Source organism: Sphingobium sp., from assembly GCF_032153725.1.
Classification (GTDB): Bacteria; Pseudomonadota; Alphaproteobacteria; order Sphingomonadales; family Sphingomonadaceae; genus Sphingobium.
The window spans coordinates 1-15426 of sequence record NZ_JALDYQ010000046.1; the positions used below are offsets into that span (position 1 = coordinate 1).

Genomic DNA, 15426 nt, shown 5'->3' on the forward strand with positions numbered 1-15426 from the left:
CGACCGGTACCGCTTGCCGCTACCGGCGCTTCGGCCGGCTCGCGCGTTGCCAGCTCGGCGGGGGTCGACAGTTCGCCCCGGTCGGCACACAGCCTTACCACGTCGCCGTCGCGCAGGCGCGACAGCGGGCCGCCGCTACGCAATGGGGATTGCCCGGTCTGATGCCGCAAACCAAACCCGCGCGGCGCACGGGCATCGACCCGCTGACGGCCGTGACCCTGGGCAGCGCCGCGCTACAGCCCCAGGCAGTGACGCAGATTTTCAAGGCGCGGGTCCAGGGCGCCTGGGACGCAGGACTGCTGCCCGACCTGACGGCAGAGGAGATCAAGCTATGGGTCAAGGGGATCAGCGCGCATTCGACGCGCATCGGCATCACCAACGACCTGTTCGTGGCCGGCGAGGATATCGCCGGCATCATGGACGCGCTGCGCTGGAAATCGCCGAAAATGCCACTCAGCTATAACCGCAACCTGGCCGCCGAACATGGTGCGGCAGGCCGTCTGCTTTCCAAGCTCCGGTAAGGGAGTTTTCCTTTTCGTTTGCTTCGATAGTTGCGTTTGCTGCGATTAGTGACTATATGGCGCGCGAGGAGACGCGCCATGACCATGCCCGCTTTTGCGGAAGAAATCGGTAGCCGCTTGCCCTCAGCGGGTGAGAAGGATGCCGCCAATCAGCTGCGGAAGATCATTGCCGCGCATGCCGCTGGCGATGCGAAACTGCGTCTCCTGGAAGAGGGGGACAAGACCCCCACCGAAATCACGCTGACACCCGCCATGTCCCAGCTTCTGATGGAACTGCTTCGGCATATCGGCAAAGGCGATGCCGTCACCCTCGTGCCGATCAGTCAGATGCTGACGACCCAGCAGGCGGCTGACGTGCTCAACGTATCGCGGCCCTATCTTATCTCCCTGCTGGATAGGAAGGAGATTGCCCACACGTTGGTCGGGCGCCATCGGCGCGTGCGCGCCGAGGATCTGTTCGCGTACAAGCGGGAGCGCGATGGGCAACGGTCCAAGGCGCTTGACGATCTGGCGGCGACCGACGCCGAATTGTTCTGACCCTTGTTCGCCAATCGCTACACGGCCTTCATTGATGCCTGCACGCTTGCCAGCGTGCTGCGCCGAAACCTGCTGCTGACATTGGCGGAAGCGGAGTTCTTCCGCATCCGGTGGTCTGCGCCGGTTCTTGAGGAAACGGGCCGAGCAATCGCAAAGATGCTTTCCCACAAGGGGCGCCCTATAGGTGAGGCGGAGGCGTTGGCCGCTACCCAGATTGCCCGAATGCGCCAGGCGTTTGGCGATGCAGAGGTCGTCGATTTCGGCCACCTCATGCCGCTGGCGGCGACCCTGCCGGATTCTGGGGACGCACACGTGATCGCCGCCGCTGTAAAGACCCAGGCCGCCGCGATCGTAACGGAGAATCTCAAGGACTTTCCCGACGCCTTGGTGGCGAGCCTGAATCTGGAAGCCCGGTCATCGGACGACTTTATCGCCGATACCACCGCGCTCTATACTGGCCGCGCCGTTGCGGCTATTCGCCGGATGCGTGAGCGCTTCCGCAGGCCGGAAAAATCGGCACATGACCTCTTGCTGGATATCGAGGCAGCGGGATTGGTGGCCACCGTTGATGCCCTTCGGCCGCATGTGGGTTCCCTCTAAAATTTGAAGAGGTTGCTGTCGGAATGGGGACATTCCGCTCGGTCAGCTTTGGAGCGCAGCATACCGGATAGCTGACATGCGCGGTTTTTCAGACCACCCTTACCTTTTGTCGGCGAGGATCGGCATAGCTACACGCATTCCGAGGCGAAAGACGTCTGGCGATGTGGAGCGGTTGCCAGTTACATAGTGTCGATTGTTGCTGATTGGCAGGATCTCGGAGACGGTGACTTGCCTGACCGAAGATCGACCTTGTATAAGCGTTGAGTGGAGTACGCTTAGAGCTTAGCTCGGAGGATAAAGCCCGCGTTCAGATCCTTACCCCAAGGCCCTACATCTTGTGCTGCATATAAGGCCACTCGCACGAATTCATCCAAGGCGTTACTGTATTCTAACGAAATCCGCCACTCACGAGGCAAAGTCGGACTTCTCTTATTGGTGGAAACGAAATCCATGCGGACATCTTCATTCGTGTTGATGCGCGCATTCCATCCGGCATAAATTTCGTTCACGTCACGTCCAGGAGTCCATTGGGTCGCATTGTTAAAGCGACGGGCGCCGCCGACCCAAAGGCTGACTGACTTGAGTTCACCCCTAATACCCAGGTCGGCCATCAGTTCGCTGCGACCCCGACCGAGGCCAGCACGAACATCTCCCGTTGGTAATTCGGCACGAACCAGCATATCCACCAATAAATTTTTGGTGAGCGCGACCGAGCGGCGGATTGAAAATTGGGTGTCGGTCAGGCGTGCGGGTTGTGTATTTGCAGAAAGGCCTAGCAAACCAAAAGAGGAAGAAGAAATGACGGACGAAGTATCTGATAACGGGCGGAATTCTCGAACAACTGACGTATCAAATTCAAGCTCGAAACCGGCAAGATCTGTGTCACGGTGCAGCGTCGTGAACGCCAATCCGTCTACGACTATTTCGGCATCCTCTACGATGGGTTTAACCGAAGGCGCCGCGGGTTCCGCCGCGTGAGCCTGAGACATCGGAGCAAGCGCTACGCCAATCAAGATGAATAGCTTTCTCATCTCGTTGCCTCCTAAAACTTAGCGTGACGCCAAGCCGCAGCTTTTCCATGTGACCCTATCGTGTGGACCGCTTACTTTTGCGTAAGCGGTCCTTCCCACATCTAGCGGCGTCTTACGGTGTCACGGAGTTTTTCATTCGTGACAACGGCATGACCGGGATCACGCTTGTCCTGCTCCCATGCCGTTGTCGACGCCGTGGTTGTGGATGCTGTCCCATTCGAAGGAGGCGGATTGTCACGTGAATGATCGGGTCGCGGCAAACGACCGTGATCGCCTACATCTTGAGCAAGCGCTGGAACCCCAGATACCAAAAGAACCGCAGCAATCGCAGGGCTTACAATGTCTTTAATATCCATTGTCGCTTTCCTTTCCGATCCTCACCAACATCAAGACAGACTCAGCTGTCGCGAAAGATCGTATGTTTTTTCCTCGTTTCCGCGACTCAGGAAACGAGGTAAACCTCCCGTACTATATCTGTAGATATACTATCGGCGCCCAGCAAAATGGGGGGAAGAAGCAGCGGGTCGGGACGGGATCTTGCCCTGGCGCGCAAATGTAAGGGCGTCTTCACGGCTGGGACAGTGGTCGAGCGGGATGACCTGAATGCCGCTGCACAGGTCTTGTCCGTGCTGCACAGGAACCAGTGCCTCCATATACCATGGCGCATGCCAATTTCCAGACCGGTGAATCGTAATGCGACGCGATCAAGCTCCCGGACATTGCCGGAGGGGAATCCAAGGTCCAGTGGAGTTTAATCTTCCTCACGAGCAGAACCCCATCTTCAACGTCACCACTGTCACTTCCGGCTCTGATCAATGAGTCCTTCTCTCATTGGGAGTCCTTCGGTCAAGCTGCATCCTCAGCTTCGTGACCGCTCCCGTGGATCACTTGTTTCGCTCTGCGATCGATGCTCGGTCGTCGTATAATGGGATCAGAAGAACGAAGCGCTTCAATTGGAGCCTCGATCTTCAGACATGGTAAAGATTTTCGGGCGCTTGCGTAGGAACTTCCAGCCTCAGATGGCAACCTCGCCTCGCCACAGGCCCGTATTTACTGCACTACAGTGCCCCACGCGGTTTCCCGCGGAGCCGCGGCATGCCATCACGCGTGGAATATGGCGGTCCGCAGATCTCGTAACAGCCGCGTCATCGGTCATGACCATACGCCGCGCAAAAGCGCTTGCCGCTTCGACCATGACCATGGCCGATCATTTTCGGCAGCTTTTTGCGGCCTATCGGCGGATCGAGCGGAGGGATCTGGATGTTGCTTAGTGTCCGATCCGAAACTAAGGTGAGTGGTATCAGCAGGTTAGCCTGACGGCTGGACCTGTCGTTGATTCACGGGTTTTTGCGAAACTACCAAGGATCAACGATGTGGACCGATACCACTCGCGCGCTACATGCGCGAAGCGGGCTGTCTTTGCCAACAGATTTAACCGACGCCGAGAGGGCGCTGTTCGAGCCTCTTCTGCCTCCGCCTGCACCGACCGGACGACCACGCAGATGGGAGATGCGCCGGATTGTTGAAGCCATCTTCTATCTGTTGCGTGGCGGCTTGCCGTGGCGGATGTTGCCGCCCTGTTTTCCCCCGGTTTCGACGGTGCGGCGGTGGTTTTACCTTTGGCGCGACAATGGGCTCTGGCAGGCACTCAACCATGGATTGCTCATGTTGGTCCGCGAAGCACAGGGGCGTGAAGCTTCGCCCAGTGCTGGTGTGGTCGACAGTCAGAGCGTAAAAACCACGGAATCCGATGGCCCCAGAGGCTACGATGCGGGCAAGAGGATCAAGGGACGCAAGCGTCACATCCTGACTGATACCGAAGGCAATCTGGTCCATGCCGTCATCCACACTGCTGATATTCAAGATCGCGATGGCGCCCCACTGGTTTTGGGCGGCGTCACCAAGCGCTTCCCGTGGCTGCGGCATGTCTTCGCCGATGGCGGATATGCAGGCCAGAAACTCAAGGATGCGTTGCGACCGCTGGGCAAATGGACGATCGCGATCATAAAGCGCTCGGACGCAGCAAATGGCTTCGAAGTCTTACCGCGCAGATGGGTCGTCGAACGCACTATCGCTTGGCTCAACCGTAACCGCCGTCTGGCCAAGGATTTCGAGCAGACCATTGCATCCGCCACTGCGTGGCTCTTCGCAGCCTCAGTGCAGGCATTCATTCGGCGAGCCGCAAGGGCCTGTCAGGAAACGGAATAGTTTCGAATCCGACTCTGAGGCATCGCCTCCTGTTTTACAGGCCTTTGCGCCGCACCGCTCCCCACAAATGGACGGTCGGATCCTCGGTGCAATCGCCTCCCGAAAGCGGAACGGAGCATCCATGCGGCCTGCGGCACCGCTGCAGTTGCGAGGCCTGGCCGTGGGCTACGGCCATCATTTGGTGGGCGCTGCGCAATGATCGCTAAGCCTGTGTCCGCTCTTGTGCTGCCATCCACAGCCGCTTAACGATCCCGAATCATGCCCCGACGCAAAGATATTTGGAGATGCGGGATCGCGCGATATTCCGTCGAGCAGATTCTAAGCGCGGGGCGCATCGGGCCTGACATCCATTGGCTGCCCGAAGAACCGGCTTTCACCTTTCTCGCGGACCCTTTCGGCTGGCGGGACGAAACCGGATTGTTGCACGTCTTTGCCGAGCGATATGATTATCGTGACCGTCATGGAACTATCGAGGCGCTGATCTTCGATACGGAATTGCGGCTGCTCGACCGGAAGCCCTGTCTTGTTGATAAGTGGCACCTTTCCTATCCGCAGGTCTTTGCCGGCGAAGGCGCAGTCTGGATGCTACCGGAGGCGCATCGGTCGGGCGGGCTTACGCTGTATCGCGATCATGGAGGCCTGTCCGATTGGCGGGCGGAATGCCGGATCATGCTGGACTGCGTGCCGGTTGACGCCAGTCTCCTACGGCATGAGGGACGCTGGTGGCTGTTCTATTCCCCCGCGACCAACAAGGCGTCGAAACAGGCGCATCTGCATGTCGCCTGGGCAGAGAAGCTCTGCGGTCCCTGGACGCCGCATCCCGGCAATCCGGTGCGGGTGGACCGGGCTTCTGCGCGGCCCGGCGGCGTGCCGGTGATGGTCGGCGGACGGATCATGCTGCCGGTGCAGGATTGCAACCTGACCTACGGTGGAGGGGTTCGCCCGCTCTGGATCGACCGACTGGACGAGGGACATTTTGAGGCATTGGCGGGCGAAGCGCTCGGGGCCCCTGCTGCCTGTGCGGGAATGCATACCCTGGCGGCTTGCGGCGATATCACCCTGTTCGACGTGAAGCGGATCGACACGTCGCTGCGTGGGCTGGCGCTGGACGTCAGGCGGATGCTTGGCGGATACGCTCGATAATCGCGCTGCCCGTCGCGGCGAAGTGATCCCAGGAAAATCGCGCTAGCATGTCCGCGCGCGCGGCCTGACCCATTTGAGACAGTCGGCCGGGAGCGGAAAGGAGCGCGGCCAGCGCCTTTGCCAGCGCGTCGATCTCGGCCGGTGGAACGGTTAGGCCGGTTACATCCTGCCGGATCGACCAGGGTAGTTCGCCTACAGCGGAGGCGATGACGGGCAGGCCCGCCGTCATCGCCTCATGCGCGGCGATGCAGAAGCCTTCGGAGCGCGATGGTTGAACATAGAGATGCAGACGGGACAGGAATTGATCGGCCTGCGGTTCGAAGCCGGTGAAGGAGAGGGAATCGAGGCCCGCCTGCTGCGCGAACTCCTTCAGACGGGGGCCTTCCGCGCCGTCGCCGGCGATGCGGATGTCGAGCGGGGCGGGTGGGATGAAGCCGTCGGCCTTGAGGCGGGCGAGAGCGCCGATCAGCACGTCATAGCCCTTGACCGGGTGCAGCCGTCCGAGGCTGCCGATGCGCAGCGATTCGCCGGGCTGCCATGGCTTCGCCTGCGGCAAGGCAGGGTCAGCGGCGAAGATGGGCCAGCATTTCAGGCGGCTTTCGGGCACGCCGAGGCGCTCTGCGGTCAGCGCCGTTACGGAGCGAGAGTCGCCCACCCATAAAAGTGCGCGGCGTTGCAGCAGGCGCATCAGTCGCCGGTTCCAGGGTTTGAGATAAGCGGCATGCTGCCAGCTGATGACCGGAAGGCCGAGTTTCGGGCCGAGAATCAGGCCCAGGATCGTCGCGCGGCTGAGCGAGGTCCAGATATGGGTCGCGCCCCAGGCGGCGATTTCGCGTTTCAGCCACAAGACGGCGGCGAGATGATCGGTCAGGCCACCTTCGCGGACAAGGGGATCGAGCTTTGCCGCCATCATGGCGGGCAATCCCCTGCGGTCGCGGGGCGTGAGGGCGAACACGCGCACTTCCGCACCCGCCTCACGCAGGACGCGGGTGATCGCGGGTACGGGTTGGGACGCGCCGCCCCCTTCGACGGAGTTGATAACATAAGCGATCCGCATGGAGCTCATTGGGCGAGGCTTCGGCGCCAGACCAAGCCTGCAAGCAGCAGGCTCGCCAGCAGGGCCTGGCCGACTGCCTGCACGCCCGCGCCCATCAGCCCGGCATTTTGCAGCAGCCAGGGCAGCACCGGCAGGAAGACCAAGCTGGCGAAGAGATTGGCACTCATGGAGAGGGCCGGATAGCCCATGGCCGACAGAGCGGAACTGCATGGCGGACCGATGACGGCGATCATGCGCGCGGCGATCAGCACGACCATCACGCCCCCCGCCGCCTTGAAGGCGGACCCTGCGAGCAGGGTGACGATGGGGGTAGGGAATAGTGCTGCGATGATGGTGACCGGGGCGGCGGCGGCGAGCGCTATGCCAATCACCCGGCAGAGCGTCCGGCGTAGCGGCGCCCCCCCTTCCCCCGCTGCCACCATGCGGGCCAGCTCTGTATAGGCGGTGTTGCCCAATATCTGCGCGGGCTGGGCTATTATGACGGTGGCGCGCTGGGCGACCGCGAACAGGCCTGCCATCGCTGGTCCCATGACCCAGCCCACGATCAGCGGAGCGATCCGGCCTGCGAGTTCGCTCAATGTAACATCGGCATTGCTTGCGACCAGAAAGCGCCAGATGCCGGGATTGTCTACGCTTGCACTGCCGCGTTCGGGATTTAGCAATATGGGGCCAAGCCGACGATGCGCACACCACAGGCCCATGGCCCAGAGAACCGCAAATTCCGTCAGTGCCGCCGTCAGCCAGGCGGCGAGGAAGCCCTTGAGGCCCCAGCCCATCAGGAGCGCCAGCGATGCGCCCATCAGGCGCACCACCGGTTGGACCATATTATGCAGGCCGATCAGGTCGAAACGGTCGATCAGTTGCAGATAGCCCGCCGGCGCAGAGCGCACCGATCCCAGCACGGCAAAGCTGTAGGGAATGGCGAACGCCACGGTTTCAGGCGGCCAGCCGAGGCGCGGGCCGACAAAGGGTGCAAGCGCCATGGTCGCGATGATGGCGGCGACACCGCCGGCCAGTTCGACCGTCGTGCCGAAGCGCAGCAGCCGGGCAAGCCGGTGCGGCGCGTCTTCCGCGCTCGCTTCAGCGCCATAGCGCACAACGGCCTGCCAGGCGGGAAATTCGACGATGCCGCAAACCGCCGTCACATAGCCATGGACCAGCACCAATATGCCGTAGTCGCGTGGCCCCAATGCCCGCGCGGCGATGATGAGATAGACAAGGCTGATAAGTCCGGCCCCGGCCTTGCCGCCGAGTACCAGTCCCAATCCCTTGAAAATACGTCCGGTCGTTCCCGCGAATTGCCTCATGAGGGCGATGAAGACCAGTCTTTGGCGCGCAGGGCAATCCCCATGCTGTTGCGGGCAGCAAGCCTTCGGCCCAGAAAGCGGTAGAAATACCAGTCCAGCGCCTGCGAAGGGATGTAGCGATAGAGCAGCCTTTCCGCGCGCGTCCAGCTTACGCTCTTGCGGGAGGTACGACGGTCGGATGGGAAGCAGATATGGTCGGCATCATAGAGGGTGCGGCCATGGCGCATCACCCGATGCACGATCTCATGATCCTCCAGCACATAGGGCCAGCGTCCCGAGTCGAAACCGCCCGCTGCCCTCAGCGCAGCGGTGCGAAAGGCCTGGGCATAACCTCCGGCATGGCATTTGCCGGGAAAGCGGCGGCTCTTGCCCAAGATGAAGGCAGCTCGTCGCATTGATTCAGGCGATAGTGGCGGGGCGTACAGGTCGATGGCCATGACTGCCGCAGCATCAGGATGCCGGTCGAACAGGGCGATGATCCGCTTCACATAATCGGATGGGTAGAGGGTGTCGGCGTCGCATATGGCGACCAGAGGAGTTTCAACCGCCGCAAGGCCTGTCGCCATGGCGTGAATCTTGCCCGGCGTCGGGCAAGGCAGGATGGTGGCGAGGCTCCCTAGCTGTGCAGCGTGGGTCGCCGCTTCAGCCGCGCCATGGTCGGTCGATCCATTGTCGATCAGCAGCAGGCGAAACCGCCGATCGCTCTGGGCGGCGAGGCTGTCGATCGTGCGGCCGATCCATCCCTGTTCGTTGAAGAAGGGCAGGACGATCGTCAGGCGTTCTGTCATGCCGCCCGGACCGCCGGACGAGCCGTGCCGCTCAACCGGCGCCTTTCCGCCAGCAATGCGATCACTTCGGCTGCACGTTCCGACGAAGGGCGTCCGTTGAGGTCGAAGCTTTCATTGAAAAGCCGTTCCTGAACAGCGCGATAATGATTTTGGTGTAACTCGTCTGCCCGATCGAGCGCGGCGCCGAGCTGGTCCGGATCGGTAATGACCTCACCCGCCTGCCAATGCGCGAAATTGGGATCGCCCTGCCATCGGACATTATGGCTGTTGAGGAAGATGCAGGGGCGGGGTTGCAGCAGAAACTCGTAAATCTGGCTGCTCGCATCGCCCAGATAGATGTCGGCGGCCATGGTGTAGCTCATGTCCGTCGAGGCTCTGCTGCCGAGGTCGAAATGGATATTGTCGCCGTGCAGATAGCGGTTTCCGATCTTGCCTGCGCGGCTGATGCTCAGCCGGTCGACGGTGAGGACAAAGGGGCGTTCGAACAGCATGACATGGGGCGCGAAAATCAGTTCGCGCGCATCATGGCGGCCGAAAAAGTCAAGCACAGCGCGTCCATGACGATACCAGGAGGAAAGATGTGGCGAGACATGGGGATTATAGAGGACCACCGGCCGTTCGCGGTCGAAATGATGGGTCCGGCCCGCCTGGCGCACCATGTCGAACTTCGGGTAGCCGACAATGCTGATCGTGTCAGGATCGACCCCGACCTCCATGATCAGGCGCCGGCGGATTTTTTCGCCCGAACACAGCACATGATCGAAGCGCGCGCTGGCTTTGTCGAAGCCGATGGCGCGGTCTCCGGCACCGTGGCGGGTGTGGACCATGAACAGATTGTCGAGGCCATAGCGCGTCTTAAGCAGCAGAGAGGTTTTTTCTGCAACGACCAGCATGTCCAAGCTGCGGAAGAAATCCAGATTGTCGCCATAGAGCATCAGCTTGCCCGCCGGGATAAGCCCGCCGAGCAGCCGGGCAACCCGCGCCGAACGGGGGGCGAGTGTCAGGGGAACGTGGCGGATCGCAGACCCCAACCATGGCCCGGCCAGCCGTTCGACTTCCGCCGCGAGCCGGTCATTGGTCGTGGCCACGATGATCTCGCCGTCGAACCCGCCCTTCGCGAGCGCGATGGCGATGGGCAGGCTGTGGGCGACCTGATGAATCTGGTCGTGGTTGAACAGGAATCCGATGCGCATTCAATCGAGACGTCGCGCTTTTGCGGGTACCTCAGTTCGCTTATCGACAAAGGTGAAATTTTTTTTCATGCCGGTCACAGCCGGTTGAATGGCCGGCTGTTTTAGTTAGGAAACGGCTCAGCAGCCGCTACCCGCGAGCAAGCAGTCCGAACAAGGCATGGTCATGAATGCCGATCAGGAAGAAGAAGTAGAGACGCTCTATGGCCTGCACCGCGGCGAACTCAGGCGGCTGCTGAACGCGCGCTTGGGTGATCCGGTCGAGGCGGAAGATCTGTTGCAGGAACTCTGGTTGCGGGCGCGGCAGCGTCCCGTTGGCCCTGTGGGTAATGGCCGCGCCTATCTATTCCGCATGGCGCAGAATCTGGTGGTGGATCGCCTTCGCGAAAGACAAAGGCGGATGGCGCGCGAACGCCGCTGGTCCGATCAGGAAACGGATTTCGCGCAGGCAGGTATGGAGCCGACTGATCGAAGTGGGACCGCAGAGGACCAGATCATCGCAAGGGAAGAGGTCGCCGCCCTGGCATCGGCCATCGCCAATCTGCCCGAAGGTGCGCGGCGGGCTTTCGAGCTGCACAAAATCAGGGGCTTGAGCCATGCCGAAGTGGCCGCGCAGTTGGGGATCAGCAAGAGCGGCGTGGAAAAACACATGGCCGTGGCGATGAAATATCTGAGACGGGCGCTCTTGGGCTGAGGTAAAGGAAAGCGCGTGCCGTCTGTGACCGGCAACAGGGAAGGAAGGGACTGGCCATGACGGCGCAGTCGAATTTGGATGAAAGGGTGCTCGACGAGGCGTTGGCTTGGCAGGCGGCGCTGGAGCGTGATGATGCTGACTGGGACGGCTATATGGCCTGGCTAGAGGCAGATCCGCGCCATCGTCAGGCCTTCGATTCCATCGCCCTGACCACCGCGATGGTGGAAGAACATAAGGATGCCGTCGGGTCGCTTTTCGACGTGCAGGGGGAGCAAGCAATTCCCCGTCCGCATCGGCGGATGAAATGGGCGCTGGGTGTCGGGATCGTCGCAGTGCTGGCGCTGGCCATTGGCCTGCCCTTGCGCCAACAGGAACCTGCCCCCAGCGTCTATGCCGCCGATGCGGGGAAGAGCCGCGCCGTCGCGCTTGCCAATGGCGCGAACATTCTCCTGTCGCCAGCCAGCCGCATCGTCGTGCATGGCAAGGATGCTGCACGGATCGAGTTGGCAAGCGGGGAAGCCTTTTTCGCCGTGCGCCACGATCCTTCCCGTATGTTGACAATAGAGGCCGGTCCTTATCGAATCATCGATATCGGCACCCGTTTCTCGGTCAATCTTTCCGGCGGCACTTTCCGTGTCGGCGTGTCGGAGGGCGCGGTCGCCGTCGCGTCTGACAAGGCGGAGGGAGAGGTCCGGTTGCAGGCGGGGCAGCAACTGACCGGCGGGGCGAACGGCGATCTGACGCTTGCGCCCGTTGCGGTCGCCGATGTGGGTAGCTGGCGCGCGGGGCGGCTTTCATATAGCGATGCGCCGCTCGCCCTCGTCGTCGCGGATATTTCACGCTATTCGGGCAAGCGCGTCATCATCGATCCTTCTCTGGAGACCAGACATTTTTCGGGCACGCTCGTCATTGGCGATGGATCGAGACTGCTGCCCGATCTTGCGACGGTCATGGGCGTGGCCGTGCATTCGCAGGCTGGCGGCGCCGTTCGCCTTGGCGGTGCTGATCGCTGAAGGGACGCTGGGGGTCGGCCCGGCTCAAGCGCGGGAGGAGCGCTTCAGCTTCGACCTGCCGGCAGGACCGCTCGCCGCAAGCCTGGCCCGCTTTTCGGAAATAACGGGACTGTCGGTCGGCTATCCTGGTGCGCTTCCAATGGTGACAGCCAGGCCGATCAAGGGGACCATGTCGGCCGAAAAAGCCCTTCACAAGCTGTTGGACGGCACCCGTTTGCGCGCGGTTAAGCTGGCCCCTCACCTCTATCGGCTTGAGGTTGCGCCGCAGTCTGGCCGCTCACGGGCAGTTGCGGCGCGGAACGCGGCGCCTGCCGGGGCCAGCGCAGACATCGTGGTCACCGGGCAGAAGCGAGAACTGGCGCTCGATGAGGTTCCGCTGTCCGTATCGATTCTGCCGATCGAAGCGCTCCGATCATCCCCACGGCCTCTGGATAGCAAGGATGTGGGTCTGCGGGTCGAAGGGCTTGCAACAACCAATCTTGGTCCCGGCCGCAACCGCCAATTCATCCGGGGCGTGGCGGACAGCCCATTCCTTGGCCAGAGCCAGTCCACTGTGGCGGTGCAGGTCGATGATGCGCGCGTCACCTTCAACGCGCCCGACCCGGATCTGCGATTGATCGATGTCGAGCAGGTCGAGATATTGAAGGGACCGCAGGGGCCGCTCTACGGATCAGGCGCGCTGGGCGGCATTTATCATATCGTGACGCGGCGGCCGGACCTTGACGGCGTATCGGCGTGGGGAAGGCTTTCCGCCTCGGCGGTCGAACATGGTGGCACGGGCGCTGGCGGTGAAGCGGTTGTGAACCTGCCCCTGATCGAGGATCGGCTGGCGGTGCGGGCGGTGGCCTATCGCCTCACGGATGGCGGGTGGATCGACAACGCAGCCAGTGGCAAGGACAGCAATTCAACGCGAACACAGGGGCTTCGGGTCGGCCTCAAATGGCAGCCCTCGCAAGATTGGTCCGTGGATTTGGGCTATACCGCGCAAGACATTGCGACGCGCGACAGCCAATATGTGCTTAGCGCGGGCGAAGGATTGATCCGGCCCGGCCGCCTTGCCGAGCCCACCGACAATGATTTTGAGATGTTCCACGCGACTGTCGCTGGCCGCTTGGGCGGTCTGGAACTGCTGTCTGTCACCAGTCATGTTGGAAATGCCGTCGGCTATGCGCTCGACGCCAGCGATGTGGCGGATGATTTCGGCCTTTCTGGCACGGTGCGCTTCGATGATGACCGCCATTATTCTTTGTTCAATCAGGAAATCAGGCTCTCCTCCGGAAAGGGTAGCCCTTGGGTTGCCGGCGCTTCCTTCCTGCGCGCCGCGGTTCGGAACCGTGGCACCCTCACGGCGACGGACGGGTCATCACAGACCGTCGAACAGACGCACCGCGTGGTGATGGAAGCTGCCCTGTTCGGCGAAGTGACGATCCCCTTGTGGGCGCGGCTGGATACGACGCTGGGCGCGCGCATCTATCAGTCCCGCGCCGAGGATGAATCCGACGAAGCGGAACGACGCCATTCGGCCGAGGCGAAGGGAATGCTGATCCTGTCGCCCAGCCTGGCGCTGTCCTACCGCTTGCAGGGCGGTGGGCTGGTCTATCTGCGCTATGCCCGTGCGATGCGCCCCGGCGGCCTTGCTCCGACGGGAATGACCACATCGGGCCGCTTCGATGCCGATGAACTGGGCAGTTTTGATCTGGGCATGCGTCGCAGCCTGCTGGGTGGCCACTTGAAGCTGTCGGGCAGCGCTTATTATACCGACTGGCATGACATCCAGTCGGACTATCTTCTGGCAGATGGACTGGTTTCGACCCGCAATGCCGGACGCGCCCGGATCATCGGCATGGAAGTTGCCGCGGACTGGCAGATGGGGGGCGGTTATACCCTGACGCTGGGGGGGGCGGCGCAGGATGCCCGACTGACCCATAGTGCCGCTGGCATCGAATTGTCGGATCGTCATTTGCCAATCGCCCCGGACGTGACCGGACGGGCGAGCTTGTCGCGTCGCTATACCTTGGGCCGCTGGAGTGGGCAAAGCGCGATTCAGGCCAACTATATCGGCCACGCGCGTCTGAGCTTCGACGACGATCTCGACCGATCGATGCGGCCCTATGCCACTGTGGCGCTCAATTCCATGCTGGAGCGTGATGGTTGGACCGCCGCGTTTCAGATCGACAATCTGTTCGATGTTCGCGGCGATAGTTTCGCTTTCGGGAACCCCTTTTCGATCCGCACGGCACAGCAATATACGCCGCTACGCCCGCGCGCCGTTACGATCTCGCTCGCGCGGCAATGGTGAGGAAGTTCGACATGGCGTCCCTACACAACTGAGGTGACCGGTCTGCCGTGCCGTCGATGGTCCCATGGGTATTCAGCCCAAGGGGTCATTCATGCGCAGATTATCGGGCGTCCTGTTAGGCGTAGTTCTTTCCCTGTGTCCCGGCCATGCGATGGCGTCGCCCCATGGCTGGTCGCAGGCCAGCGATATTGCCAGGACGGTCGTCGTTGCCAGCGCCCTCGGCCTGCCGGCGGTGAACGGCGACTGGAACGGGACGCTGCAAGCGGGCGAAAGCGTCGGAGCGGCCTTTCTGATATCCGAGGGGTTGAAGCAGGCCATCCCCGAAATGCGGCCCGATGGCTCCAACCGCCACGGGTTCCCTTCGGCTCATACTGCAACGGCCTTCGCTGCGGCGGCTTCGCTGCAAAATCGCTATGGCTGGCAAGTGGGTGTGCCCGCTCAACTTGTGGCCGCCTTTGTTGGGGTGGCGAGAGTCGAGAGCAAGAAACATCATTGGCACGACGTCGCAGCGGGCATGTTGATTGGTGAGGCGAGCGGCTTTCTGCTGACGAGCAGGAAGGACGATAGCATCAGGATTTTCCCATGGGCCGCCCATGATGGTGCGGGAGCGAGCTTGGCTCTGCGCTTTTGATCCCAGGGGCCTAACAACCTTAAGACCACGAAGTTTGGGAATTTGTATCCCCACCGCAATCATGGCGTGCGCTATGCTGGGCTAACTCAGACCTGTGCAAAATTGCACAAGCTCAGGAGTGAATGTCCATGAAGAAGTTTCTATTGATCGTTCCGGTCCTCATTGCGGCTGGACTGCCGCAATTCGCCGCAGCCAAGCCCGCTGGAGTTTCCATGGCTCAGGCCCGAACAATTGCGCTCAAGGTAGCGCCCGGCAGGATCGAAAAGGCAGAACGCGAGCGCGAAGGCGGCAGCCTGCGCTATTCGTTCGATATTCGCCAGGGTAACAAGATTCACGAGATTGGCGTTGACGTTGCGACCGGGCGTATCGTTGAAAACAAATTCGAAGCCTTGAACGCAAGGGATTGA

Annotated in this window: 14 protein-coding genes and 1 pseudogene; 10 read left to right on the top strand and 5 right to left on the bottom strand. The window is 61.5% G+C overall.

What is annotated here, in order from left to right; genetic code table 11:
* From RUH75_RS14980 to RUH75_RS14990, 3 genes and pseudogenes are all read left to right on the top strand, one after another.
* Window positions 1–521, top strand: a pseudogene (locus RUH75_RS14980) (hypothetical protein); the annotation flags it as partial.
* A 78-nt stretch (window positions 522–599) separates the two neighbouring features.
* On the top strand, window positions 600–1058 hold the full coding sequence (locus tag RUH75_RS14985; RefSeq protein WP_313807360.1) for a helix-turn-helix domain-containing protein: 459 nt from the start codon (window positions 600–602) through the stop codon (window positions 1056–1058).
* 3 nt (window positions 1059–1061) lie between these two features.
* Entirely contained in the window at window positions 1062–1658 is a 597-nt protein-coding gene (locus tag RUH75_RS14990) for a PIN domain-containing protein (RefSeq protein ID WP_313807362.1), read from the top strand.
* A 275-nt stretch (window positions 1659–1933) separates the two neighbouring features.
* Here the strand turns inward: RUH75_RS14990 and RUH75_RS14995 are convergent, their stop codons facing one another.
* Window positions 1934–2689: a hypothetical protein gene (locus RUH75_RS14995; RefSeq protein WP_313807364.1), complete on the bottom strand. Its 756-nt coding sequence runs from the start codon at window positions 2687–2689 to the stop codon at window positions 1934–1936.
* 1371 nt (window positions 2690–4060) lie between these two features.
* On the opposite strand from RUH75_RS14995, the gene RUH75_RS15000 reads away from it, so the two are divergent.
* Window positions 4061–4897 (top strand): IS5 family transposase, encoded by an 837-nt coding sequence (locus RUH75_RS15000; protein WP_313807366.1) that lies wholly within the window; start codon window positions 4061–4063, stop codon window positions 4895–4897.
* A gap of 258 nt (window positions 4898–5155) precedes the next feature.
* The gene (locus RUH75_RS15005; protein WP_313807368.1) at window positions 5156–6040 is read left to right on the top strand and encodes a formyl transferase; all 885 of its coding nucleotides are present in this window, start codon (window positions 5156–5158) and stop codon (window positions 6038–6040) included.
* On the opposite strand, the gene RUH75_RS15010 is transcribed toward RUH75_RS15005, so the two are convergent.
* From RUH75_RS15010 to RUH75_RS15025, 4 genes are read right to left on the bottom strand one after another with little or no spacing between them, the layout of a single operon-like run.
* Window positions 6009–7106 (bottom strand): glycosyltransferase, encoded by a 1098-nt coding sequence (locus RUH75_RS15010; RefSeq protein WP_313807370.1) that lies wholly within the window; start codon window positions 7104–7106, stop codon window positions 6009–6011. The two genes, RUH75_RS15005 and RUH75_RS15010, sit on opposite strands and share 32 nt — an antisense overlap.
* Entirely contained in the window at window positions 7103–8404 is a 1302-nt protein-coding gene (locus RUH75_RS15015) for a lipopolysaccharide biosynthesis protein (RefSeq protein ID WP_313807372.1), read from the bottom strand. Before RUH75_RS15015 ends, RUH75_RS15010 begins: the two co-directional genes overlap by 4 nt.
* Window positions 8401–9192, bottom strand: a complete 792-nt coding sequence (locus RUH75_RS15020; RefSeq protein WP_313807374.1) for a glycosyltransferase family 2 protein — start codon at window positions 9190–9192, stop codon at window positions 8401–8403. Before RUH75_RS15020 ends, RUH75_RS15015 begins: the two co-directional genes overlap by 4 nt.
* On the bottom strand, window positions 9189–10385 hold the full coding sequence (locus RUH75_RS15025; protein WP_313807376.1) for a hypothetical protein: 1197 nt from the start codon (window positions 10383–10385) through the stop codon (window positions 9189–9191). The genes RUH75_RS15020 and RUH75_RS15025 overlap by 4 nt, the downstream gene beginning before the upstream one ends.
* A 163-nt stretch (window positions 10386–10548) precedes the next feature.
* On the opposite strand from RUH75_RS15025, the gene RUH75_RS15030 reads away from it, so the two are divergent.
* The 5 genes from RUH75_RS15030 (at window position 10549) to RUH75_RS15050 (ending at window position 15426) form a co-directional block, all read left to right on the top strand.
* A complete protein-coding gene (locus RUH75_RS15030) occupies window positions 10549–11076 on the top strand; it encodes an RNA polymerase sigma factor (RefSeq protein ID WP_313807378.1) in 528 nt (175 codons plus the stop codon).
* 56 nt (window positions 11077–11132) lie between these two features.
* Window positions 11133–12089, top strand: a complete 957-nt coding sequence (locus tag RUH75_RS15035) for a FecR domain-containing protein (protein WP_313807380.1) — start codon at window positions 11133–11135, stop codon at window positions 12087–12089.
* Window positions 12076–14388, top strand: coding sequence for a TonB-dependent receptor domain-containing protein (locus tag RUH75_RS15040; RefSeq protein ID WP_313807427.1), 2313 nt, complete (start codon window positions 12076–12078; stop codon window positions 14386–14388). Before RUH75_RS15035 ends, RUH75_RS15040 begins: the two co-directional genes overlap by 14 nt.
* 91 nt (window positions 14389–14479) lie before the next feature.
* Complete coding sequence (locus tag RUH75_RS15045) at window positions 14480–15019, top strand: phosphatase PAP2 family protein (RefSeq protein WP_313807382.1); 540 nt, start codon at window positions 14480–14482, stop codon at window positions 15017–15019.
* A gap of 128 nt (window positions 15020–15147) precedes the next feature.
* Complete coding sequence (locus tag RUH75_RS15050) at window positions 15148–15426, top strand: PepSY domain-containing protein (RefSeq protein WP_313807384.1); 279 nt, start codon at window positions 15148–15150, stop codon at window positions 15424–15426.